The organism is Burkholderia dolosa, from assembly GCF_902499135.1.
In the GTDB taxonomy this organism is placed as follows: domain Bacteria; phylum Pseudomonadota; class Gammaproteobacteria; order Burkholderiales; family Burkholderiaceae; genus Burkholderia; species Burkholderia dolosa.
Genome location: NZ_CABVPR010000052.1, coordinates 20,349 through 41,082 on the forward strand (window position 1 = coordinate 20,349; position 20,734 = coordinate 41,082).

Genomic DNA, 20,734 nt, shown 5'->3' on the forward strand with positions numbered 1-20,734 from the left:
CAAGCCTCGGGCGTCGATCGCGCCGCGCCCCCGCAATTGCTTATCCAACAGGTTGCCGCTATTCTACCGTGCCGGCTGCCGGATGTGGCGCGACCTTGTCACTGCGTGTGGAGGCGGGCCTCGGCCGCCCGCGCAACCGCCCTCCACGTTCGACGCCCAGATTCATGCTGCCTACCGTTTTCATCGTGTCCGACGGCACCGGTATCACCGCCGAGACCTTCGCGCACTCGATCCTGTCCCAGTTCGATCAGAAATTCCGCCTCGTGCGCGTGCCGTTCGTCGATTCGCTCGACAAGGCGTATGCGACCGTCGAGAAAATCAACGACGCCGCCGTGCACGACGGCCGCCGCTCGATCGTGTTCACGACGCTGGTCGACAGCGAGTCGAACGACATCGTCAAGCGCTCGAACGCGCTCGTGCTCGACATGTTCCAGCGCTTCGTCGAACCGCTCGAGCAGGAACTGCAGCTGAAGTCGAGCCATGCGATGGGCCGCGGCCACCAGAACGCGGACACCGAGGAATACAAGACGCGGATCGAGGCGATCAACTTCTCGCTCGCGCACGACGACGGCCAGTCGAACCGCAATCTGTCGGAGGCGGACGTGATCCTCGTCGGCGTATCGCGCAGCGGCAAGACGCCGACGAGCCTGTATCTCGCGATGCAGTACGGCGTGAAGGCCGCGAACTATCCGCTGATTCCGGAAGACTTCGAGCGCGGCAAGCTGCCGTCCGCGCTGGCGCCGCACCGCGACAAGCTGTTCGGGCTGTCGATCGATCCGCAGCGGCTGTCCGAAATCCGCAACGAGCGGCGGCCCGGCAGCAAGTACGCGGCGCCGGAGAACTGCCGCTACGAGATCAACGAGGCCGAGGCGATGATGCGGCGCGAAGGGATCAAGTGGCTGTCGTCGACGCACAAGTCGATCGAGGAAATCGCGACGACGATCCTGCAGGAGATCCGGCTCGACCGGCAGTCGTACTGATTGCGTCGTGCACCGCGGCCGCCGCCGCGCTGTCGCCGAATGGCAAAAAGGCCGCGTTCGACGCGGCCTTTTTTCGTTGCGCGGGCGAGCGCGCGTGCTGTTCGCGCGCGGACGTCAAGCGCGCCGCTGCTGCCGCACCTGTTCGAACAGGCACACCGCGGCAGCGGCCGCGACGTTCAGCGACTCCATCCCGCCCGGCTGCGGAATCGTCACGCGATGCGTGGCCGCATCGCGCCAGAACGCCGACACGCCGGCGCCCTCGTTGCCGAACACCCATGCGACCGGCTGCGACAGGTCGCAGTCGTAGATCGCCTGCGCGCCGTGCGAGTCGGTCAGCGCGATCGGCACGTCGAGCCGACCCGCGAGCACGTCGGGCGCGACGTCTTCGTGGATCGACAGCAGGAAATGCGCGCCCATTCCGGAGCGCAGCACCTTCGACGACCACGCATACGCGGTGCCCGGCGCGCAGAACACGTGCCGCACGCCGGCCGCCGCCGCGCTGCGCAGGATCGAGCCGACGTTGCCGGCGTCCTGCACGCCGTCGAGCACGACCGACGTGTGCGCGACGCGCTCCGGCAGCGGCTGCGCGGGCCGATCGACGAGCAGCAGGAATCCGACGCCGTTCACGACGTTCGACAGTTGGCCGAACAGCGCGTCCGGCAGCGTGACGACGCGCTGTGCGTCGACACGCGCGACGATCGCCTGCGCTTCCGCATGCTGCAGCGCGCCTTCGGTCGCGACGCACAGCTCCGGCGCGGCGCCCGTGTCGAGATACGCGCTCGCGAGATGGAAACCTTCGAGCAGCGCCTGGCCGCTGCGGCGCTGATGCGGCGTCGAACCCGCGAGCGCCTTCAGACGCTTGTACAGCGGATTGTCGCGGGACGTAATGACTTTCATCGAATCAGATCGAGCGCTGCACGGACCGGCGCGAACGAGCGCCGATGCGCTTCGCACGGGCCGTGCTCGCGCAGTGCGGCAAGGTGTTTCTCGGTGCCGTAGCCCGCATGCACGTTGAAGCCGTACACCGGAAAGCGTTCGTGCAGATCGACGAGCATCCGGTCGCGCGTGACCTTCGCGAGAATCGATGCGGCGGAAATGCTCGGCACCAGCGCGTCCCCGCTGACGATCGCCTCCGCGCGCACCGACAGCGTCGGACAGCGATTGCCGTCGATCTGCGCGAGCGTCGGCAGGATCGACAGGCCTTCGACCGCGCGCTTCATCGCGAGCATCGTCGCGTGCAGGATGTTCAGCGTATCGATTTCGTCGACGCTCGCGGACGCGACGCAATAGGCGAGCGAACGCTCGACGATCAGCTCGTACAGCGCGTCGCGCTTTTTCGCGGACAGCACCTTCGAATCGTCGAGCCCGTCGATCGGCCGCTCGGGATTGAGGATCACCGCGGCGGCGACCACCGGCCCGGCGAGCGGCCCGCGTCCGGCTTCGTCGACGCCGCAGACGATCTCGCCGGGCCGATTGAAGTCGAAACCGCCCTGCACTTCGCCGGACGCGACGCGGCGCAATACACGTACCGTCGTCGTCATGCGCGCCTCTTGCGTTGCTCGAGCACGCGCACGACCGCGTCGGCTGCCTTCGCGGCGGTGTTCTGCCGCAGCGACACGTGCATTTCGGTGAAGACCTCGGTCAGCGTGCGGCGATTCGCATCGTCGCGCAGCTGCGTGAGCGTCGCGTCGGCGAGCGCCTCTGGCGTCGCGAAATGCTGGAGCAGCTCCGGCACGACGAAGCGGCCGGCGAGAATGTTCGGCAAGCCGACGTACGGCAGATAGCCCTGCCGGCGCATGATCTGCCCGGTCAGCCACGGCACCTTGTACGAGATCACCATCGGCTTTTTCAGCAGCGCGGCTTCCAGCGTGACGGTGCCGCTCTTCACGAGGATCGCGTCGGCGGCCGTCATCGCGACCTGCGAACGGCCGTCGGTAATCGTCAGCGCGAGCTGCGGATGCGCATCGACGAGCGGCTGCAGCAGTTCGCGCAGCGCCGGCGTGGCGGCCGGCATCACGAATCGCAAGCCCGGCTCACGCTGCTGCATCAGCGCCATCGCCGCGAAGAACGTCGGACCGATCAGCGCGATTTCCGAGCGCCGGCTGCCCGGCAGCACCGCGATCACCGGGCCGTCGGCCGGCAGGCCGAGCGCGATGCGCGCGCCGTGCGTATCGGGCTCGAGCGGAATTTCGTCGGCGAGCGGATGGCCGACGTACGTCGATGCGACACCGGCCTTGTCGAGAATTGCCGGCTCGAACGGGAACAGGCACAGCATGTGATCGACCGACTTGACGATCTTCTTGATCCGGCCGCCGCGCCACGCCCAGATCGACGGACACACGAAGTGGATCGACGGAATGCCCGCGTCGCGCGCCGCCTGCTCGACGTTGAAGTTGAAGTCGGGCGCGTCGACGCCGATGAACACGTCCGGCCGCTCCGCGAGCAGCTGACGCTTCAGCTCGCCGCGAATCCGCAGGATCTCGGGGATCTGGCCGAGCGCCTCGACGTAGCCGCGCACGGTCAGCTTGTCCATCTGCCAGTGCGAATCGAAGCCGTGCGCGATCATCCGCTGCCCGCCGATCCCGTAATACTGGGCCGACTCGGGCAGCCGCTCGCGCAGCCCGCCGAGCAGCGACGCACCGAGCAGGTCGCCCGAAGGCTCGCCGGCCACCATCGCGAGCCGAAGCTGGTTGGTCGGGAGCGGCATCGCTTAGCGGATGATGCCGCGCTGGGACGCGTCGATGAACCGGACGAACGCGGCGACGGCTTCGTCGCCTTCGCCGCCCGCCTGCGCGAGCTCGCGCAGCTGCACCTTCGCCTCTTCGAGCGACAGGCCGTTCTTGTACAGCAGTCGATACGCGGTGCGCAGTGCCGAGATCGCGTCCGGCGAGAAGCCGCGCCGGCGCAGCCCTTCGACGTTGATCCCGTGCGGCTCGGCCTTGTTGCCGGCCGCGATCACGAACGGCGGCACGTCCTGCACGAGCGCGGACGCGCCGCCGAGCATCGCATGCGCGCCGATGCGCACGAACTGGTGAACGCCCGACATCCCGCCGATGATCGCCCAGTCGCCGATCTCGACGTGGCCGGCCATCTGCGCGTTACTCGACAGCACCACGTGATTGCCGACACGGCAGTCATGGCCGATATGCACGTAAGCCATGATCCAGTTGTCGTCGCCGATCGTCGTCACGCCGGCGTCCTGCACGGTGCCCGTATGGATCGTCGTGAATTCGCGGATCGTGTTGCGGTTGCCGATCTCGAGCCGGGTCGGCTCGTCCTTGTATTTCATGTCCTGCGGACGGCCGCCGACCGATGCGTAATGGCCGATGCGGTTGTCCTCGCCGAGCGTCGTGTGGCCTTCGATCACGCTATGCGAGCCGATCGTCGTGCGTGCGCCGATCGTCACGTGCGGACCGATGATCGCGTACGGGCCGATCTCGACCGATTCGTCGATCTGCGCGCCCGGTTCGACGATCGCGGTGGGATGAATCCTGGTCATGCGCCGTTGCCTCTCGATGTGGTGTGTCGCGTTGCGTTGCCCATGTGTGCCGCGTCGCTCAGGGCGCCGCGTCGGCCGTCTTGACCGTGCACATCAGTTCGGCTTCCGCCGCCACCTTGCCGTCCACTTCCGCCACTGCCTTGAACTTCCAGATCCCGCGGATATAGCGCTCGAACGTCACGTTCAGAATCAGCTGATCGCCCGGTTCGACCACGCGCTTGAAGCGCGCACCGTCGATGCCGACGAAGTAGTACAGCGTGTTTTCCGGATCCTTCGGCTGCTCTTCCGCGAAGGTCAGCAGCGCGGCCGCCTGTGCGAGCGCTTCGAGAATCAGCACGCCCGGCATCACCGGCCGCTTCGGGAAATGTCCCTGGAAGAATGGCTCGTTGATCGACACGTTCTTCAGCGCTTTGATCCCCTTGTGCGGTTCGAGTTCGAGTACGCGGTCGACGAGCAGAATCGGATAGCGATGCGGCAGCAGCGTGAGGATCTTGTGGATGTCGAGATTGATTTTTTCAGTGCTCATGATGGTTCGTCTCACGCAAAGGCTGCGCGGTGGTGATGCAAAGGCTGATGCAGGCCGCCGCGCGGCCCGGTCTGGCTGACCGGGCCGGATGCGCAGGCCTTGCCCGGTCGAGGTCTCGCATGGTGCCGGTCAGGCGTCCGTGCCGCCCTGGGCGGCGAGCGCGGTTTCGAGCGCCTTGATGCGGTCGCGCAGCTTGTCGAGGTTGCGCACGAGCGCGGCGCTCTTGTTCCATTCGCCGTGGTCGACGGCCGGGAATGCGCTCGTGTAGATGCCGGCCTTCGGCAGCGACTTCGACACGCCCGACTTCGCGGTGATGATCACGTAGTCGCCGAGCGTCACGTGGCCGGCGATCCCGGCCGCGCCGCCGATCATGCAATGGCGGCCGATCGTCGTGCTGCCCGCGATGCCGGCGCTGCCGGCGATCACCGTATAGGCGCCGATCCGGCAGTTGTGTCCGATCTGCACCTGGTTGTCGATCTTCACGCACTCCTCGATGACGGTGTCGGCCATCGCGCCGCGGTCGATCGTCGTGTTCGCGCCGATCTCGACGTCCGGACCGATCGTCACGCCGCCGACCTGCGGAATCTTGACCCACGTGCCGGTGCGCGCGTCGCCTTCGCCGACGAAGTCCGGCGCGAAACCGAACCCGTCCGAGCCGATCACCGCGCCCGAATGGATGATCGCGCGCGGGCCGATCGTGCAGCCGTGGTACACCGATGCGTTCGGATACAGATGGGAGCCCGCGCCGATCGTCGTGCCGCGGCCGACGAATACGTTCGCGTCGAGCTGCACGCCGTCTTCGATTACCGCGCCGGCCTCGACCGTCACGTGCGGGCCGATCACCGCGCTCGCGGCGACCTTCGCGGCCGGATCGATCGTCGCGCTCGGATGCACGCCGGCCGCGCGCGGCGGCGCGGCGAGATCGATGAACATCTGCGCGACGCGCGCGAAATACGCGTACGGATTCGGCGTCACGATGAAATTGCGGGCGACCGGTCGGGCGCCGGCGTCCGGACCGCTAGCGGCGGTGCCGAGCTTCTCCAGATCCTTCGGCGAGATCAGCACCGCACCCGCGCGGGTCGATTCGACCTGCGACAGGTACTTCGGATTCGCGAGGAACGCGAGCTGCTGAGGGCCTGCCTGATCGAGCGGCGCGAGGCCGCTCACCTTGCACTGTGCGTCGCCGACGATCTCGCCGCCGAACCGCTTTACGAGTTCCTCGAGCGTCAATGCCATTCGTCGTCTGCTCCGTTCAGTTCGTCGAGCCGGACGCGAGTGCCTTCAGCACCTTGTCGGTGATGTCGATGCGCGGACTGACGTACACGGCTTCCTGCACGATCAGGTCGTAGTTCTGCTGCTCGGCGATCTGCTTGATGACCTTGTTCGCCTTGTCGAGCACGGCGGCCAGTTCCTCGTTGCGACGCTGGTTCAGGTCTTCGCGGAACTCGCGCTGCTTGCGCTGGAAGTCGGTATCGAGCTGCGCGAGATCGCGCTGCTTCTGCGCGCGATCGGCGCCCGACATCGACGCGCCGTTCCTGTCGAGCGAGTCGGACAACGCCTTCAGGCGCGCCGCCATGTCCTGCAGATCCTTGTCGCGCTTCGCGAACTCGGCTTCGAGCTTCGTCTGCGCCGCCTTCGCGGGCGCCGACTCGCGCAGGATCCGATCCGAATTGACCGCCGCGATGCGGGCGACGTCCTGTGCGTGTACCGTCGCGGCGCCCAAGGCCAGTGCAACGGTCAGCGCGCACATCACTCGTTTCGAAAACTTACCGGTTAGCAAAATTACCCTCTCGTTGCTGTTGTTGTCCGTTCGATCAGAACGCCGTCCCGATCTGGAACTGGAATTTCTGGTACTGGTCGCCTTCGTGCTTCTGCAGCGGGAAGCCGAGGCTCAGCTTCAGCGGGCCGATCGGCGAGATCCATGCGAGGCCGACGCCGTAGCCGTAGCGCAATCCGTTCGCGCCGGTGCTGTTGCCGCCCGGCGCGTTGCCCCACACGTTACCGCCGTCGAGGAACGTAAACACGCGCAGCGTGCGGTCGTAGCCGGTGCCCGGCAGCGGGAACGTCAGCTCGATGTTGCCGACCAGCATCTTCGAGCCGCCGATCGGGTCGTTCGTCTTCGTATCGCGTGGGCCCAGCGAGCTCGGCTCGTAGCCGCGCACGGAGCCGATACCGCCCGCGTAGTAGTTCTTGAAGATCGGGTACGGGTTGCCGATACCGTTACCGTAGCCGCCTTGCAGGTTCAGCCCGAGGATGAAGCCGCGCGAGAACGAATAGTAGTACTGCGCCTGCAGATCGGCCTTGTAGTACTGGATCTTGCCGACCGGCACGCCGTATTCGATGTTCGCCTGCGTGAAGTAGCCGCGGCTCGGAATCAGCGCGCTGTCGCGCGCGTCGCGCGACCATGCGACGGTCAGCGGCACCGTGTTCGACACGCGGCCGAACTCGTTCACGTAATCCTGGTAGCTCTGCGGCGTGTTCGAATCGACGTCGAGGCGGTTCTGCTCGAAGCCTGCGCCGAAGTAGACGGTGTCGACTTCGGAGAACGGGATGCCGAACTTCAGGTTGCCGCCCGCGCTGATGATCCGGAAGCTCGAGCTCGTCGAATAGTAGAGCGGCTGATACGTGCGGTAGTAGACGTCGGTGATCCGCTTGATGCCGTCGACGGTGAAGTACGGGTCGACCTGCGTGACGGTCAGCGTGCGGTAGCTCTTCGCGGTGTTCACGTTCACCGCGAGGCTCGTGCCGGAGCCGAACACGTTGTCCTGCGACACGCCGGCCGACAGCACGACCTTGTCCGTCGACGAGAAGCCGGCACCCAGCGTGATCGCGCCGGTCGGCTTTTCGTCGACCTTCACGTTCACGTCGACCTGGTCGTTCGTGCCTTCGACCGGCACCGTCGTCACGTCGACGTTCGTGAAGTAGCCGAGACGGTTCACGCGGTCCTTCGACAGCGCGAGGCGGTTCGAATCGAACCACGAGCTTTCGAGCTGGCGCATTTCGCGGCGCACCACTTCGTCGCGCGTGCGCGTGTTGCCGACGACGTTGATGCGGCGCACGTACACGCGGCGGCTCGGATCGACGACGAGGTTCAGGTTCACCTTGTGGTTCACCTGATCGATGTCCGGCTGCGCGTTGACGGTCGCGAACGCATAGCCGTACTCGCCGAGCTTGTCGACGATCGCCTTCGTCGTCTGCTGCAGCTTCTCCGCGGAGAAGCGGTCGCCCGGCTTGATCTTGATCAGCTTGTTCAGTTCCGCTTCGCGATCGAGCAGGTTGCCCGACAGCTTGATGCCCGACACCGTGTACGGCTCGCCTTCGTGCAGCGTGACCGTCAGGTACATGTCCTTCTTGTCGGGCGAGATCGACACCTGCGTCGACTCGATGTTGAATTCGAGGTAGCCGCGGTTCAGGTAGTACGAGCGCACGGCCTCGAGGTCGCCGGTCAGCTTTTCCTTCGAATACAGGTCGTTCTTCGTGTACCACGAGAACCAGTTCGGCGTGGACAGCTGCATCTCGTCGCGCAGCGTGCTCGTGCTGAACGCCTTGTTGCCGATGAAGTTGATCTGGCGGATCTTCGCGCTCGGCCCTTCGGCCACCGCGAAGAGGATCGACACGCGGTTCGCGTCGACCGGCGTCACCGTCGTCTTGACTTCGGCTGCGTAGAAGCCGCGCGTCAGGTACTGGCGCTTGAGTTCCTGCTCCGCCTTGTCGACCAGCGCCTTGTCGTAGTAGCGGCCGTCTGCGAGACCGACCGCGCGCAGCGCCTTCGTCAGGTTGTCCTTGTCGAACTCCTTCGTGCCGGTGAAGTCGATCGACGCGATCGCGGGACGCTCCTGCACCTGCACGATCACGACGTTGCCCTGCGTCGCGATCCGCACGTCGTTGAAAAAGCCCGTCGCGTACAGCGCACGGATCGCTTCGGATGCCTTGTCGTCGGTGAACGTATCGCCTTGCTTGATCGGCAGGTACGCGAACACCGAACCCGGTTCGACGCGCTGCAACCCCTCGATCTTGATGTCTTGCACCACGAACGGTGCCGCTGCATGCGCCGCGAGGCCGTGCGCGGCGAGCGCGGCCGCTGCAACTGTCTTAGGTACAAAGCGATGAGGTTTGAACAACGTGCATCCCCAATGTTTAGCTGCATCAAATCAGGCGGCGGCCGACCGGCCGCCGCCTGACGCTTCAGAAATGGATTAGCCGAGCCAGATCGTTGAACAGCGCGATCGCCGACAACGCAACGATGCAGATCAACCCGGCTCTTTGCAGAATCAGTTGCCAGCGCTCCGAGACGGCTTTCCCGGTCGCGGCTTCAACCAGATAATATAACAGATGCCCCCCGTCCAAAACGGGAATCGGCAACAAGTTCAGCACGCCGAGGCTAATGCTGACAAGGGCGAGGAACGACACGAACGCCGACGGTCCGAGCCGCGCACTCTTGCCCGCGTAGTCCGCAATCGTCACCGGCCCGGACAGATTTTTCAGCGATGCGTTGCCGGTAATCATCCGCCCGAACATCCGCACCGAATAGACGGCGATGTCCCACGTGCGGCGCGCGCCGAGCTGCAGGCTCTCGAGCGGCCCGTAACGCACGTCGACCGACGGCGTATGCATCGACAGCGCCGCGCCGATGCGCCCGATCTGCTGCCCCGACTCTTCATCGCGCTGCGCCTGCGGCACGATCGACACCGTCTGCACGGCGCCGTTGCGCTCGATCCGCAGTTCGACCGCGGCGCCGGCGTGATGCTTGACGGTATCGATGAAACGCGATGCGCCGCCGATCGGCTTGCCGTCGAGCGCGAGCAGCTTGTCGCCCGGCTTCAGCCCGGCTTGCTGCGCCGCACTACCCGGCTGCACCGACGCGACCGACAGCGTGCCGCCGCCGGTCTCGAAGCCGAGGTGCATCATGAAGTCGTCGTCGAGTTCGCTTTCGGGAACATTGCGCAGATCGACGCGGAAGTCGAACGTCGAACCGCCGTCGCGCGCGCCGAGCACGACCTCGCGGTGATCGAACGCGGCGGCCAGCAGCTTCCAGCGCAGGTCCGACCAGGATCGCACCGGTTCCGGCTCGCCGCCTTGCGCGTCGCGGATCGACACGATCGTCTCGGTACCGTCGAAGCCCGCGCGGGCCGCGACCGTGCCGGCCGCCGGCGGCGCGACGACCGCGGCCGGCTCGGTCACGCCGGTCGCGAATACCGCGGAGAACAGCACGATTGCCAACAGGAAATTCGCGATCGGGCCGGCCGCGACGATCGCGATACGCTTGAAGACCGGCTGCCGGTTGAACGCCTGATCGAGTTCCTCCGGCTTCACGCCGGGGCCGGGCTCGCGCTCGTCGAGCATCTTCACGTAGCCGCCGAGCGGCAGCGCGGACAGCGTCCACTCGGTGCCCGTCTTGCGGCTGACCCAGCGCGCGACGGGCTGGCCGAAACCGATCGAGAACCGCAGCACCTTCACGCCGCACCAACGCGCGACGCGATAATGTCCGTACTCATGCACGACGACCAGCACCCCGATCGCCACCGCAAACGCGATCAGTTCGACCAGCACGTTCATGAGCACCTCATTCAGACTGTGCGCTCCACGCGTGGCGCAGGCGCTTTCGCAATGATTTCGGCGGCGAGGCGACGCGCGTCGGCATCGGCCGCGAGGACGTCGTCGAGCCCGTTCGGCGTGCGGTTCGGCAGCGCGTCGAGCACGGCCTCGACGGTCGCCGCGATCGCCATGAAGCCGATCCGGCGCTCGAGAAACGCTTCGACCGCCACTTCGTTCGCCGCGTTCAGCGCGGCGCTCGCGATACCGCCTTCATCGAGCGCCTTCAGCGCGAGCGCGAGACACGGGAAGCGCGCGTAATCGGGCTTCTCGAACGACAGCTGCGCGATCTGCGCAAGGTCGAGCGGATCGACGCCCGCGTCGACGCGGTCGGGAAACGCGAGCGCGTGCGCGATCGGCGTGCGCATGTCCGGGTTGCCCAGTTGCGCGAGCACCGAGCCGTCGCGGTACGACACCAGCGAATGGATCACGCTCTGCGGATGGATCAGCACGTCGATCCGGTCGCCCGGCAACCCGAAGATCCAGTGCGCCTCGATCACCTCGAGGCCCTTGTTCATCATCGTCGCGGAATCGACCGAGATCTTGCGGCCCATCACCCAGTTCGGATGCTTGCACGCCTCGTCGGGCGTCACGTCGACCAGCGTGGCCGGCTCGCGCGTGCGGAACGGCCCGCCCGACGCGGTCAGGATGATCTTCGAAATCCCGCCGTGCTCGGCCGCGTCGCGCGGCATGCACTGGAAGATCGCGTTGTGCTCGCTGTCGACCGGCAGCAGGATCGCGCCGTGGTCGCGCACCGCGTCCATGAAGATCGAGCCGGACATCACCAGCGATTCCTTGTTCGCGAGCAGGATGCGCTTGCCGGCGCGTGCCGCCGCGAGGCTCGGCGCGAGGCCCGCCGCGCCGACGATCGCCGCGACGACCGTATCGCAGCCGTCGCTCTTCGATACGTCGACGAGCGCCTGCGGCCCGTACAGCACGATCGTCTTGCTGCCCGCCGCGCGCAACTGCGCTTCGACGCGTTCGGCCGTCGCCGCATCGCCGACCACCGCGACTTCGGGCGCGAAGCGCAGACACTGCTCGACGAGCTTGTCGCCATTGCGGTGCGCGGTCAGCGCGTAGACCGAGAAACGCTCGGGATGGCGCGCGACCACGTCGAGCGTGCTGTCTCCGATCGAGCCCGTGGAACCGAGCAATGTCAGACGTTTTTGCATAACAGAAATAGTGGTTTAACCAAGCAGCAGCATCGCGAGCGGCAGCACCGGCAGCAGCGCGTCGACGCGGTCGAGCACGCCGCCGTGGCCGGGCAGCAGTCCGCTCGAATCCTTCACGCCCGCCTGCCGCTTGAGCAGCGACTCGAACAGGTCGCCGATCACGCTGTACGCGACGAGCAGCGTCAGCGCGGCCCACGCGCCCGGCATCCCGTAGTGCGCGGCGAACGCCGAAAACAGGGTCGGCTCGAACCGGTGCGCGGCCATCGCGACGCCCGCGACGATCATCACCGCGAGCCAGCCGCCGATCGCGCCTTCCCAGCTCTTGCCGGGGCTGATCGTGACGGCCAGTTTACGCTTTCCGAATGCCTTGCCGGCGAAGTATGCGCCGATATCGGCAAGCCAGACGACCAGCAGCAACGACAGCACGAACGCAACGCTCTGCGCGCGGGCCGCGACGAGCGCGTGCCAGCACGCGGCGAACACGATCAGGCCGGCCGCGAGCAGAAACGGCCGCCATACGCCGGCCGCGAGCTCGGGCTTGCGCCGCAGCGCGAACGGGCCGACCAGCAGCCAGAACACGCCGGCCGCCCAAAAAAGGGGGCGGGACGAAACGACGTCGATGCCGAGCGGCGTGGTGGCCGCGAGCGCCAGCGCCGCGACGATCGCGTAGACGATGGAACCGGCGCTGCCGAGCTTCAGCAGGCGCGCCCATTCCCACGCGGCGAACACGAGCACGATGCCGATCAACGCGCCGAAGGCGGCAAGCGGCGCGAACAGCGTGACCGGCAGCAGCACTGCCAGCATCACGACTGCCGTGATCACACGGGTTTTCAGCATGAAAGGGAGTCGGCGTTCTGCGACTGCGGTTCGAGCTGCGCGCTGGTGCGCCCGAAACGGCGCTCGCGCTCGGTATACGACGCGATCGCGTCGGCGAGCGCCGCGCCGTCGAAGTCCGGCCAGTATTTGTCGGTGAAATAGAATTCGGCGTACGCGAGCTGCCACAGCAGAAAATTGCTGACGCGCTGCTCGCCGCCGGTACGGATGAACAGATCGGGCTCCGGCGCATACGCCATCGCGAGGTGCGGCGCGAACGCCTCTTCCGTCACCTCGATCTCGCGGCCCTCGCGCGCGGCCTGCTCGACGAGCTTCTTCGTCGCCTGCAGGATGTCCCATCGACCGCCGTAGTTCGCGGCGATCGTCAGCGTGAGGCGCGTGTTGCGCGCCGTCTTCGTTTCGGCACGGCGGATCAGTTCGCGGATGCGCGGCTCGAAACGCTCGAGATCGCCGACGACCCGCAGACGGATGCCGTTCGCGTGCAGCTTGCCGACCTCGCGTTCGAGCGCGGTGATGAACAGCCGCATCAGGAACGACACTTCTTCGGTCGGCCGTCGCCAGTTTTCGGAACTGAACGCGAACAGCGTCAGATATTCGACGCCGGCGCGCGCGCAGCCTTCGACCACCGCCCGCACGGCATCGACGCCGCGCGTATGGCCGGCGACGCGCGGCAAGCGGCGTTCGGTCGCCCAACGACCGTTGCCGTCCATGATGATCGCGATGTGACGCGGCACGGCGCCGACGTCAGGCACGCGAACAGTAGAGCTGGTATAGGTCATGGCCGTTGAGACAGTGATGCGGAAAGAAGGCGGCGCGCGAGGACGGTCGTCAGACCGTCATGATCTCGGCTTCCTTGGTCTGCACGAGCTTGTCGATTTCGGCAACGTGCTTGTCGGTGAGCTTCTGCACGTCGTCGCCGGCGCGTCGCTCGTCGTCCTCGGAGATTTCCTTGTCCTTCACGAGCTTCTTCAGCGCTTCGTTCGCGTCGCGGCGCAGGTTGCGGATCGCGACCTTGGCCGTTTCGCCTTCGCTCTTGACGACCTTCGTCAGCTCGCGGCGGCGCTCTTCGGTCAGCGCCGGCATCGGCACGCGGATCACGTCGCCGGTCGTGGCCGGGTTCAGACCGAGATCGGCTTCGCGGATCGCCTTCTCGACCTTCGCGACCATGTTCTTTTCCCACGGCTGCACGCCGATCGTGCGGGCGTCGACGAGCGTCAGGTTCGCCACCTGCGAAATCGGCACCATCGACCCGTAGTAGTCGACCTGCACGTGATCGAGCAGACCGGTATGCGCACGGCCCGTACGGATCTTCGCCAGATCGTTCTTGAACGCTTCGATCGAGCGCTGCATCTTCTGCTCGACGCCCTTCTTGATATCAGCGACACTCATTTCAACCTCCGAACCTTCAAACCTTCAAAGAACGCGGGCCTCGCGCGGCGCGCACGCATGTCGCGGCCGGCGCCGGTTGCCCGCATCCGCGGGAGTTTACACGTGGACGAGCGTACCTTCGTCCTCGCCCAGCACGATGCGCTTGAGCGCGCCCGGCTTGTTGATCGAAAACACGCGAATCGGCAGCTTCTGGTCGCGGCACAGCGCGAACGCGGTCGCGTCCATCACCTGCAGGTTGCGGCTGATCGCCTCGTCGAAGCTGATCGTCGCGTAGCGGGTCGCCGACGGATCCTTCTTCGGATCGGCAGAATATACGCCATCGACCTTCGTCGCCTTCAGCACGACCTCCGCGCCCACTTCCGAGCCGCGCAGCGCGGCCGCCGTATCGGTCGTGAAGAACGGGTTGCCGGTGCCGGCCGCGAAGATCACGACCTTGCCTTCCTCGAGCTGGCGGATCGCGCGCGGGCGGATGTACGGCTCGACCACCTGGTCCATCCGCAGCGCGGACTGCACGCGCGCCTCGATACCGGCGTGGCGCATCGCGTCCTGCAGCGCCAGCGCGTTCATCATCGTCGCGAGCATCCCCATGTAGTCGGCCGTCGCGCGGTCCATGCCGGCCGCGCCGCCCGCGACGCCGCGGAAAATGTTACCGCCGCCGATCACCACCGCCATCTGCGTACCCAGACGCACGACTTCGGCGATATCGGCCACCATCCGTTCGATCGTCGCGCGATTGATGCCGAAGGCATCGTCGCCCATCAGCGCTTCGCCGGAGAGTTTGAGGAGGACGCGTTTATAGGCATTGGACATAGGGGCTTCCGAGCGACGAGAGGATGACAACCACGAACTGTAGGGGCGAAATACTGATTCGGGCAAGCGCCGACGGCCGGACCGGGTTTCCCGGCCGGCCGGCGACGCCGCCGGCCGCGGCGGAGCGGACGCCCGCCGCGGATACTGCCTGACTGCTTACTGCTGCTTTGCCGCTGCGACCTGCGCGGCCACTTCGGCGGCGAAGTCGTCCTGGCGCTTCTCGATGCCTTCGCCGACGACGAACAGCGCGAACTTCTGCACTGCGGCATTCGCGGCCTTCAGCATCTGCTCGATCGTCTGCTTGTCGTTCTTCACGAACGTCTGGTTCAGCAGCGACACTTCCTTCAGGTACTTCTGGACGCTGCCGTCGACCATCTTCGCGACGATCTCGGCCGGCTTGCCCGATTCGGCCGCCTTCTGCTCGGCGACGCGACGCTCCGTCTCGATCAGCTCGGCCGGCACGTCGTCCGACGACAGCGCGACCGGCTTCATTGCCGCGACGTGCATCGCGACGTCCTTGCCGACCTGCTCGTCGGCGCCCGTGTACTCGACGATCACGCCGATGCGGCTGCCGTGCAGGTACGTCGCGATCTTGTTCGCGGTTTCGAAGCGGACGAAACGGCGGATCGAGATGTTCTCGCCGATCTTGCCGACCAGCGCGAGACGCACTTCGTCGACCGTCTTGCCGTCGAGCGGCAGCGCCGACAGCGCGGCCACGTCGGCCGGGTTCTTCGTCGCGACCAGCTCGGCGACCTGCTTCGAGAACGCGAGGAAGTCGTCGTTCTTCGCGACGAAGTCGGTTTCGCAGTTCAGTTCGACGAGCGCGCCGACGTTGCCGCCGACGAACGATGCGACGACGCCTTCGGCCGTCACGCGCGATGCCGCCTTGCTCGCCTTGTTGCCGAGCTTGACGCGCAGCAACTCTTCAGCCTTGGCCAGATCGCCGTCGGCTTCCGTCAGCGCCTTCTTGCACTCCATCATCGGTGCGTCGGTCTTTGCGCGCAGTTCTGCCACCATGCTTGCGGTAATTGCCGCCATCATTCGCTCCTTGAGTCTGTATTCACAACGCCGCCCGCTTGGACGCGAGCGGCGGGGATTCGTTTCCGGACCCGCGCCGATTCGACGCGATCAGGTCCGGCGCACAAGCTTAAAAAAAGGGGGCCTGTTGAGAGCCCCCTTTTTGCGCCGGCTCGGGGCCAGTTACGCGTTTTCCTCGACGTATTCGTCGTCGCCACGCACAGCCTGAACCACTTCGTTGACCGCGTTCGCACGGCCCTCCAGGATCGCGTCGGCGATGCCTTGCGCGTACAGCGCGACAGCCTTGCTCGAGTCGTCGTTGCCCGGGATCACGTAATCCACGCCTTCCGGCGAGTGGTTCGTATCGACCACCGCGATGACCGGCACGCCGAGCTTGTTCGCTTCGGTGACGGCGATCTTGTGGTAGCCGACGTCGACGACGAAGATCGCGTCCGGAATGCCGCCCATGTCCTTCACGCCGCCGATCGACTTCTGCAGCTTCGCGATTTCACGCTCGAACAGCAGCGCTTCCTTCTTGCTCATCTTCTCGAGCTCGCCCGCCTCGACCGCCGCTTCCATGTCCTTCAGGCGCTTGATCGACACCTTCAGCGTCTTGAAGTTGGTCATCATGCCGCCGAGCCAGCGGGCGTTGACGTACGGCATGCCTGCGCGCTGCGCTTCCTGAGCGATCGTGTCGCGCGACTGGCGCTTCGTGCCGACGAACAGGATCGTGCCGCGGTTCGCTGCCAGCTGACGCACGTACTTCTGTGCGTCGGTGAACATCGGCAGCGTCTTTTCGAGGTTGATGATGTGAATCTTGTTGCGGTGACCGAAAATGAACGGAGCCATCTTCGGGTTCCAGAAGCGCGTCTGGTGACCGAAGTGGACACCCGCTTCCAGCATTTGGCGCATCGTGACTGCCATGTGAATTCTCCACGAGGGTTGGGTCTTAAGCCGGCTGCCGTACCGCCGCGCGAACGCGCCCGAAAGGACGACATGCGCGCGGCCGGCACCCTGGGTGCGCCGGCTTGCGATTCGGCACGTGCGAAATGCCCGTGCCGCAAGCCTTCCACCTTCACACCGCCCCGACACGAGGAAAATTCGGCATTCGGATGTCGACTTAGCCGGAGAGTATAGCACGCCGATTTATCGGCCCTCAAGTCGCGCGGCACTTTCGCCTAGCCGCGCGGCAGCGGCCCGGACAATCGGCGAAAACCCGTACCGGCGCGGCCGGCAGGGGCTGCGAGGGCCGCCATAAGGTGCGATAATCCGTCAATTCACCGCATTGCAGGCATACCTCGATGGCCATTACGCTCAAAAACGAACACGATATCGCCCAGATGCGCGTCGCCTGCCGTCTCGCGAGCGAAGTGCTCGACTTCATCACGCCGCACGTGGTCGCCGGCGTCACGACCGCCGAACTCGACCGCCTCTGCCACGAATACATGGTGAAGGTGCAGGGCACGATCCCCGCGCCGCTGAACTATCAGCCGCCCGGCTATCCGCCGTACCCGAAAGCCACCTGCATCTCGGTCAACGACGTGATCTGCCACGGCATTCCGGGCGAGAAGGTGCTGAAGAACGGCGATGCGCTGAACATCGACATCACCGTGATCAAGAACGGCTATTTCGGCGACACGAGCCGGATGTTCATCGTCGGCGAGGGGTCGATCCTCGCGAAGCGTCTCGTGCAGACGACCTACGAATGCATGTGGCTCGGCATCGACCAGGTCCGCCCCGGCGCGCACCTCGGCGACATCGGCCACGCGATCCAGAAGCACGCGGAAGCGCAAGGCTACAGCGTCGTGCGCGAATACTGCGGGCATGGGATCGGCACGGTGTTCCACGAGGATCCGCAGGTCGTTCACTACGGCCGCCCGGGCACCGGGATCGAGCTCAAGCCGGGCATGATCTTCACGATCGAGCCGATGATCAACGCCGGCAAGCGCGACATCCGCACGATGCCCGATCAGTGGACCGTGAAGACGCGCGACCGCAGCCTGTCCGCGCAATGGGAGCACACGGTGCTCGTCACCGAAACGGGCTACGAAGTGCTGACCGTCTCGGCCGGCACGCCTGCGCGCCCCGTATTCGCGCAACCGGCCGCCGCGGTCTGAGCGCCGCCGCGCCGTCCGCCCCGCCTTCCCTGCATCCGACCCGCCGCCCATGAGCGCTCACGCTGCCCCCTCACCCGAAGCGCTGTCGCGGCGCGCCGAATTCAAGGCCGCGAAGGCCGACCTGCTCGAACGCTTTCGCAGCGCAACCAACGTCGCGTCGCTGATGCACGCGCTGTCGAAGCTCACCGACGACGCGCTGAAGCGCGTGTGGGACGACTGCGCGCTGCCGGCGACGCTCGCGCTCGTCGCGGTCGGCGGCTACGGACGCGGCGAGCTCGCCCCTCATTCGGACGTCGACATCCTCGTGCTGCTGCCCGATGCGCACGATGCGGCACTCGACGCGCGCATCGTGCGCTTCATCGGCATGGCGTGGGATCTGGGCCTCGAGATCGGCAGCAGCGTACGCACGGTCGCGCAATGCATCGAAGAGGCGTCGCAGGACGTCACCGTGCAGACGTCGCTGCTCGAAGCGCGTCGCATCGTCGGCAGCACCGCGCTGTTCGAGCGCTTCACGGTTCGCTATCACGAAGCGCTCGACGCACGCGCGTTCTTCACCGCGAAGGTGCTCGAGATGCGGCAGCGCCACGCGAAATTCCAGGACACGCCGTACAGCCTCGAGCCGAACGTGAAGGAAAGCCCCGGCGGGCTGCGCGACCTGCAGACGATCCTGTGGATCGCGCGCGCGGCCGGCTTCGGCAGCAGCTGGCGCGAACTTGACACGCGCGGCCTCATCACCGAGCGCGAAGCGCGCGAGCTGCGCCGCAACGAAGGGTTCCTGAAGACGCTGCGCGCGCGGTTGCACGTGATCGCCGGCCGCCGCCAGGACATGCTGGTGTTCGACCTGCAGACGCAGGCGGCCCAAAGCTTCGGCTATCAGCCGACGCCGGCCAAGCGCGCGAGCGAACAGCTGATGCGCCGCTATTACTGGGCTGCGAAGGCCGTCACACAGCTCGCGACGATCCTGATCCAGAACATCGAGGCGCAGCTGTTTCCGGCGACGAGCGGCATCACGCGCGTGCTGTCGCCCGATCGCTTCGTCGAGAAACAGGGAATGCTCGAAATCGTCGACGACGGCGTGTTCGAGCGTCATCCGGACGCGATCCTCGAGGCGTTTCTGCTATATGAGACGACTCGCGGCGTGAAGGGCCTGTCCGCGCGCACGCTGCGCGCGCTGTACAACTCGCGCGAGATCATGAACGACGTGTGGCGGCGCGACCCGCAGAACCGCCGCACGTTCATGCAGATCCTGCAGCAGCCCGAAGGCATCACGCACGCGTTCCGGCTGATGAACCAGACGAGCGTGCTCGGTCGCTATCTGCTGAATTTCCGCCGCATCGTCGGCCAGATGCAGCACGACCTGTATCACGTGTACACGGTCGATCAGCACATCCTGATGGTGCTGCGCAACATCCGCCGCTTCGCGGTGGCCGAGCATGCGCACGAATATCCGTTCTGCAGCCAGCTGATCGGCAACTTCGAGCGGCCGTGGGTGCTGTACGTCGCCGCGCTGTTCCACGACATCGCGAAGGGCCGCGGCGGCGATCACTCGACGCTCGGAATGGCCGATGCGCGCCGCTTCTGCCGCGAGCACGGCATCGCGGGCGACGACGCGGCACTGATCGTGTGGCTCGTTCAGCATCATCTGACAATGAGCCAGGTCGCGCAGAAGCAGGACACCAGCGATCCGGAAGTCATCAAGCGCTTCGCCGAGCTGGTCGGCAGCGAGCGTCGGCTGACCGCGCTGTATCTGCTGACCGTCGCCGACATCCGCGGCACGAGCCCGAAAGTATGGAATGCGTGGAAAGGCAAGCTGCTCGAGGATCTCTATCGCGTCACGCTCGCGGTGCTCGGCGGTGCGAATCCCGACGCGCATTCGGAGCTGAAGTCGCGGCAGGAGGAAGCGCTCGCGCTGCTGCGGCTCGAGACCGTGCCCGACGACGCGCATCGCGCGCTGTGGGACCAGCTCGACATCGGCTTCTTCCTGCGCCATGACGCGGCCGACATCGCGTGGCAGACGCGCGTGCTGTACCGGCACGTGAACGCCGAAACCGCGATCGTCCGCGCGCGGCCGTCGCCGATCGGCGACGCGCTGCAGGTGCTCGTGTACGTGAAGGACCGCCCCGACCTGTTCGCGGGCATCTGCGCGTACTTCGACCGCAACGGGCTGTCGGTGCTCGACGCGCGCGTGAGCACGACGAAGCACGGCTATGCGCTCGACAACTTCATCGTCACGCAGACCGAGCGCGACGTGCAGTACCGCGACATCGCGAATCTCGTCGAGCAGCAGCTCGCGACGCGTCTGGCCGAAACCGCGCCGCTGCCGGAGCCGTCCAAGGGCCGCCTGTCGCGGCTGTCGCGGACGTTCCCGATCACGCCGCGCGTCGACCTGCGGGCCGACGAGCGCGGCCAGTACTACATCCTGTCCGTGTCCGCGAACGACCGGCCGGGCCTTCTCTATTCGATCGCGCGCGTGCTGGCCGAGCATCGGGTCGGCGTCCATGCGGCGCGGATCAATACGCTCGGCGAACGCGTCGAAGATATCTTCCTGCTCGATGGCGCCGGCCTGTCCGACAACCGTCTGCAGATCCAGCTCGAAACCGAATTGCTGCGCGCGATCGCAGTCTGAACGAACCCCAGCGTTTATGCGCACCAAATTGACCGTCAAGAATCCGCGGCCGGCGTCGCCGACCCGCGCCCCCGTCCGCTCCGGCAGCCTCGTCGCCCGCAAGGCGGTACGCCCCGCCGCGCCGCCGCCCGCGGCCGCGAAGCCGGCACGCCCGAAAAAGGCGTCCGCGCCG

The 20,734-nt window shown here is 66.3% G+C and carries 19 protein-coding genes; 3 read left to right on the forward strand and 16 right to left on the reverse strand.

The window, feature by feature from the left end:
• Positions 1-164: 164 nt before the first annotated feature.
• Positions 165-980 (forward strand): posphoenolpyruvate synthetase regulatory kinase/phosphorylase PpsR, encoded by an 816-nt coding sequence (ppsR, locus tag BUB20358_RS20910; RefSeq protein ID WP_035972167.1) that lies wholly within the window; start codon positions 165-167, stop codon positions 978-980.
• A 114-nt stretch (positions 981-1,094) separates the two neighbouring features.
• On the opposite strand, the gene BUB20358_RS20915 is transcribed toward ppsR, so the two are convergent.
• The 16 genes from BUB20358_RS20915 to rpsB form a co-directional block, all read right to left on the reverse strand.
• Positions 1,095-1,877: a TrmH family RNA methyltransferase gene (locus BUB20358_RS20915; protein WP_006764037.1), complete on the reverse strand. Its 783-nt coding sequence runs from the start codon at positions 1,875-1,877 to the stop codon at positions 1,095-1,097.
• A complete protein-coding gene (gene rnhB, locus BUB20358_RS20920) occupies positions 1,874-2,521 on the reverse strand; it encodes a ribonuclease HII (RefSeq protein ID WP_006764036.1) in 648 nt (215 codons plus the stop codon). The genes BUB20358_RS20915 and rnhB overlap by 4 nt, the downstream gene beginning before the upstream one ends.
• Positions 2,518-3,687: a lipid-A-disaccharide synthase gene (gene lpxB, locus BUB20358_RS20925; protein WP_035972165.1), complete on the reverse strand. Its 1,170-nt coding sequence runs from the start codon at positions 3,685-3,687 to the stop codon at positions 2,518-2,520. Before lpxB ends, rnhB begins: the two co-directional genes overlap by 4 nt.
• Positions 3,688-3,690: 3 nt before the next feature.
• On the reverse strand, positions 3,691-4,479 hold the full coding sequence (lpxA, locus tag BUB20358_RS20930) for an acyl-ACP--UDP-N-acetylglucosamine O-acyltransferase (RefSeq protein WP_006764035.1): 789 nt from the start codon (positions 4,477-4,479) through the stop codon (positions 3,691-3,693).
• A gap of 58 nt (positions 4,480-4,537) precedes the next feature.
• Entirely contained in the window at positions 4,538-5,005 is a 468-nt protein-coding gene (gene fabZ / locus BUB20358_RS20935) for a 3-hydroxyacyl-ACP dehydratase FabZ (protein WP_006495559.1), read from the reverse strand.
• Between the two features lie 129 nt (positions 5,006-5,134).
• Positions 5,135-6,241, reverse strand: coding sequence for a UDP-3-O-(3-hydroxymyristoyl)glucosamine N-acyltransferase (lpxD, locus tag BUB20358_RS20940; protein WP_006764034.1), 1,107 nt, complete (start codon positions 6,239-6,241; stop codon positions 5,135-5,137).
• Positions 6,242-6,257: 16 nt separating this feature from the next.
• Positions 6,258-6,755, reverse strand: coding sequence for an OmpH/Skp family outer membrane protein (locus BUB20358_RS20945; protein WP_035972161.1), 498 nt, complete (start codon positions 6,753-6,755; stop codon positions 6,258-6,260).
• Positions 6,756-6,819: 64 nt separating this feature from the next.
• On the reverse strand, positions 6,820-9,126 hold the full coding sequence (gene bamA / locus BUB20358_RS20950) for an outer membrane protein assembly factor BamA (protein ID WP_006764032.1): 2,307 nt from the start codon (positions 9,124-9,126) through the stop codon (positions 6,820-6,822).
• Positions 9,127-9,190: 64 nt separating this feature from the next.
• A complete protein-coding gene (rseP, locus tag BUB20358_RS20955) occupies positions 9,191-10,561 on the reverse strand; it encodes an RIP metalloprotease RseP (protein ID WP_035972159.1) in 1,371 nt (456 codons plus the stop codon).
• Between the two features lie 11 nt (positions 10,562-10,572).
• Positions 10,573-11,769: a 1-deoxy-D-xylulose-5-phosphate reductoisomerase gene (locus BUB20358_RS20960; protein ID WP_035972158.1), complete on the reverse strand. Its 1,197-nt coding sequence runs from the start codon at positions 11,767-11,769 to the stop codon at positions 10,573-10,575.
• Between the two features lie 15 nt (positions 11,770-11,784).
• Positions 11,785-12,606, reverse strand: a complete 822-nt coding sequence (locus BUB20358_RS20965; RefSeq protein ID WP_006764029.1) for a phosphatidate cytidylyltransferase — start codon at positions 12,604-12,606, stop codon at positions 11,785-11,787.
• Positions 12,600-13,382, reverse strand: a complete 783-nt coding sequence (gene uppS / locus BUB20358_RS20970; protein ID WP_006764028.1) for a polyprenyl diphosphate synthase — start codon at positions 13,380-13,382, stop codon at positions 12,600-12,602. The genes BUB20358_RS20965 and uppS overlap by 7 nt, the downstream gene beginning before the upstream one ends.
• A gap of 49 nt (positions 13,383-13,431) precedes the next feature.
• A complete protein-coding gene (gene frr, locus BUB20358_RS20975) occupies positions 13,432-13,992 on the reverse strand; it encodes a ribosome recycling factor (protein WP_006764027.1) in 561 nt (186 codons plus the stop codon).
• A gap of 96 nt (positions 13,993-14,088) precedes the next feature.
• Complete coding sequence (gene pyrH / locus BUB20358_RS20980) at positions 14,089-14,802, reverse strand: UMP kinase (protein WP_035972156.1); 714 nt, start codon at positions 14,800-14,802, stop codon at positions 14,089-14,091.
• Between the two features lie 156 nt (positions 14,803-14,958).
• Positions 14,959-15,840 (reverse strand): translation elongation factor Ts, encoded by an 882-nt coding sequence (gene tsf / locus BUB20358_RS20985; protein WP_035972153.1) that lies wholly within the window; start codon positions 15,838-15,840, stop codon positions 14,959-14,961.
• A gap of 162 nt (positions 15,841-16,002) precedes the next feature.
• Positions 16,003-16,743, reverse strand: coding sequence for a 30S ribosomal protein S2 (rpsB, locus tag BUB20358_RS20990; RefSeq protein ID WP_035972151.1), 741 nt, complete (start codon positions 16,741-16,743; stop codon positions 16,003-16,005).
• 377 nt (positions 16,744-17,120) lie between these two features.
• On the opposite strand from rpsB, the gene map reads away from it, so the two are divergent.
• Both map and BUB20358_RS21000 read left to right on the forward strand, forming a co-directional pair.
• Positions 17,121-17,936, forward strand: coding sequence for a type I methionyl aminopeptidase (gene map / locus BUB20358_RS20995; RefSeq protein WP_006764023.1), 816 nt, complete (start codon positions 17,121-17,123; stop codon positions 17,934-17,936).
• 49 nt (positions 17,937-17,985) lie between these two features.
• Positions 17,986-20,562: a [protein-PII] uridylyltransferase gene (locus BUB20358_RS21000; protein ID WP_006764022.1), complete on the forward strand. Its 2,577-nt coding sequence runs from the start codon at positions 17,986-17,988 to the stop codon at positions 20,560-20,562.
• Positions 20,563-20,734 lie beyond the last annotated feature (172 nt).

Excerpts from the sequence above, each read along its gene's own strand:
- ppsR (WP_035972167.1), top strand. The coding sequence starts at position 165 with ATGCTGCCTACCGTTTTCATCGTGTCCGACGGCACCGGTATCACCGCC.
- BUB20358_RS20915 (WP_006764037.1), bottom strand. The coding sequence starts at position 1,877 with ATGAAAGTCATTACGTCCCGCGACAATCCGCTGTACAAGCGTCTGAAG.
- rnhB (WP_006764036.1), bottom strand. The coding sequence starts at position 2,521 with ATGACGACGACGGTACGTGTATTGCGCCGCGTCGCGTCCGGCGAAGTG.
- lpxB (WP_035972165.1), bottom strand. The coding sequence starts at position 3,687 with ATGCCGCTCCCGACCAACCAGCTTCGGCTCGCGATGGTGGCCGGCGAG.
- lpxA (WP_006764035.1), bottom strand. The coding sequence starts at position 4,479 with ATGACCAGGATTCATCCCACCGCGATCGTCGAACCGGGCGCGCAGATC.
- fabZ (WP_006495559.1), bottom strand. The coding sequence starts at position 5,005 with ATGAGCACTGAAAAAATCAATCTCGACATCCACAAGATCCTCACGCTG.
- lpxD (WP_006764034.1), bottom strand. The coding sequence starts at position 6,241 with ATGGCATTGACGCTCGAGGAACTCGTAAAGCGGTTCGGCGGCGAGATC.
- BUB20358_RS20945 (WP_035972161.1), bottom strand. The coding sequence starts at position 6,755 with ATGTGCGCGCTGACCGTTGCACTGGCCTTGGGCGCCGCGACGGTACAC.
- rseP (WP_035972159.1), bottom strand. The coding sequence starts at position 10,561 with ATGAACGTGCTGGTCGAACTGATCGCGTTTGCGGTGGCGATCGGGGTG.
- BUB20358_RS20960 (WP_035972158.1), bottom strand. The coding sequence starts at position 11,769 with ATGCAAAAACGTCTGACATTGCTCGGTTCCACGGGCTCGATCGGAGAC.
- BUB20358_RS20965 (WP_006764029.1), bottom strand. The coding sequence starts at position 12,606 with ATGCTGAAAACCCGTGTGATCACGGCAGTCGTGATGCTGGCAGTGCTG.
- uppS (WP_006764028.1), bottom strand. The coding sequence starts at position 13,382 with ATGACCTATACCAGCTCTACTGTTCGCGTGCCTGACGTCGGCGCCGTG.
- frr (WP_006764027.1), bottom strand. The coding sequence starts at position 13,992 with ATGAGTGTCGCTGATATCAAGAAGGGCGTCGAGCAGAAGATGCAGCGC.
- pyrH (WP_035972156.1), bottom strand. The coding sequence starts at position 14,802 with ATGTCCAATGCCTATAAACGCGTCCTCCTCAAACTCTCCGGCGAAGCG.
- tsf (WP_035972153.1), bottom strand. The coding sequence starts at position 15,840 with ATGGCGGCAATTACCGCAAGCATGGTGGCAGAACTGCGCGCAAAGACC.
- rpsB (WP_035972151.1), bottom strand. The coding sequence starts at position 16,743 with ATGGCAGTCACGATGCGCCAAATGCTGGAAGCGGGTGTCCACTTCGGT.
- map (WP_006764023.1), top strand. The coding sequence starts at position 17,121 with ATGGCCATTACGCTCAAAAACGAACACGATATCGCCCAGATGCGCGTC.
- BUB20358_RS21000 (WP_006764022.1), top strand. The coding sequence starts at position 17,986 with ATGAGCGCTCACGCTGCCCCCTCACCCGAAGCGCTGTCGCGGCGCGCC.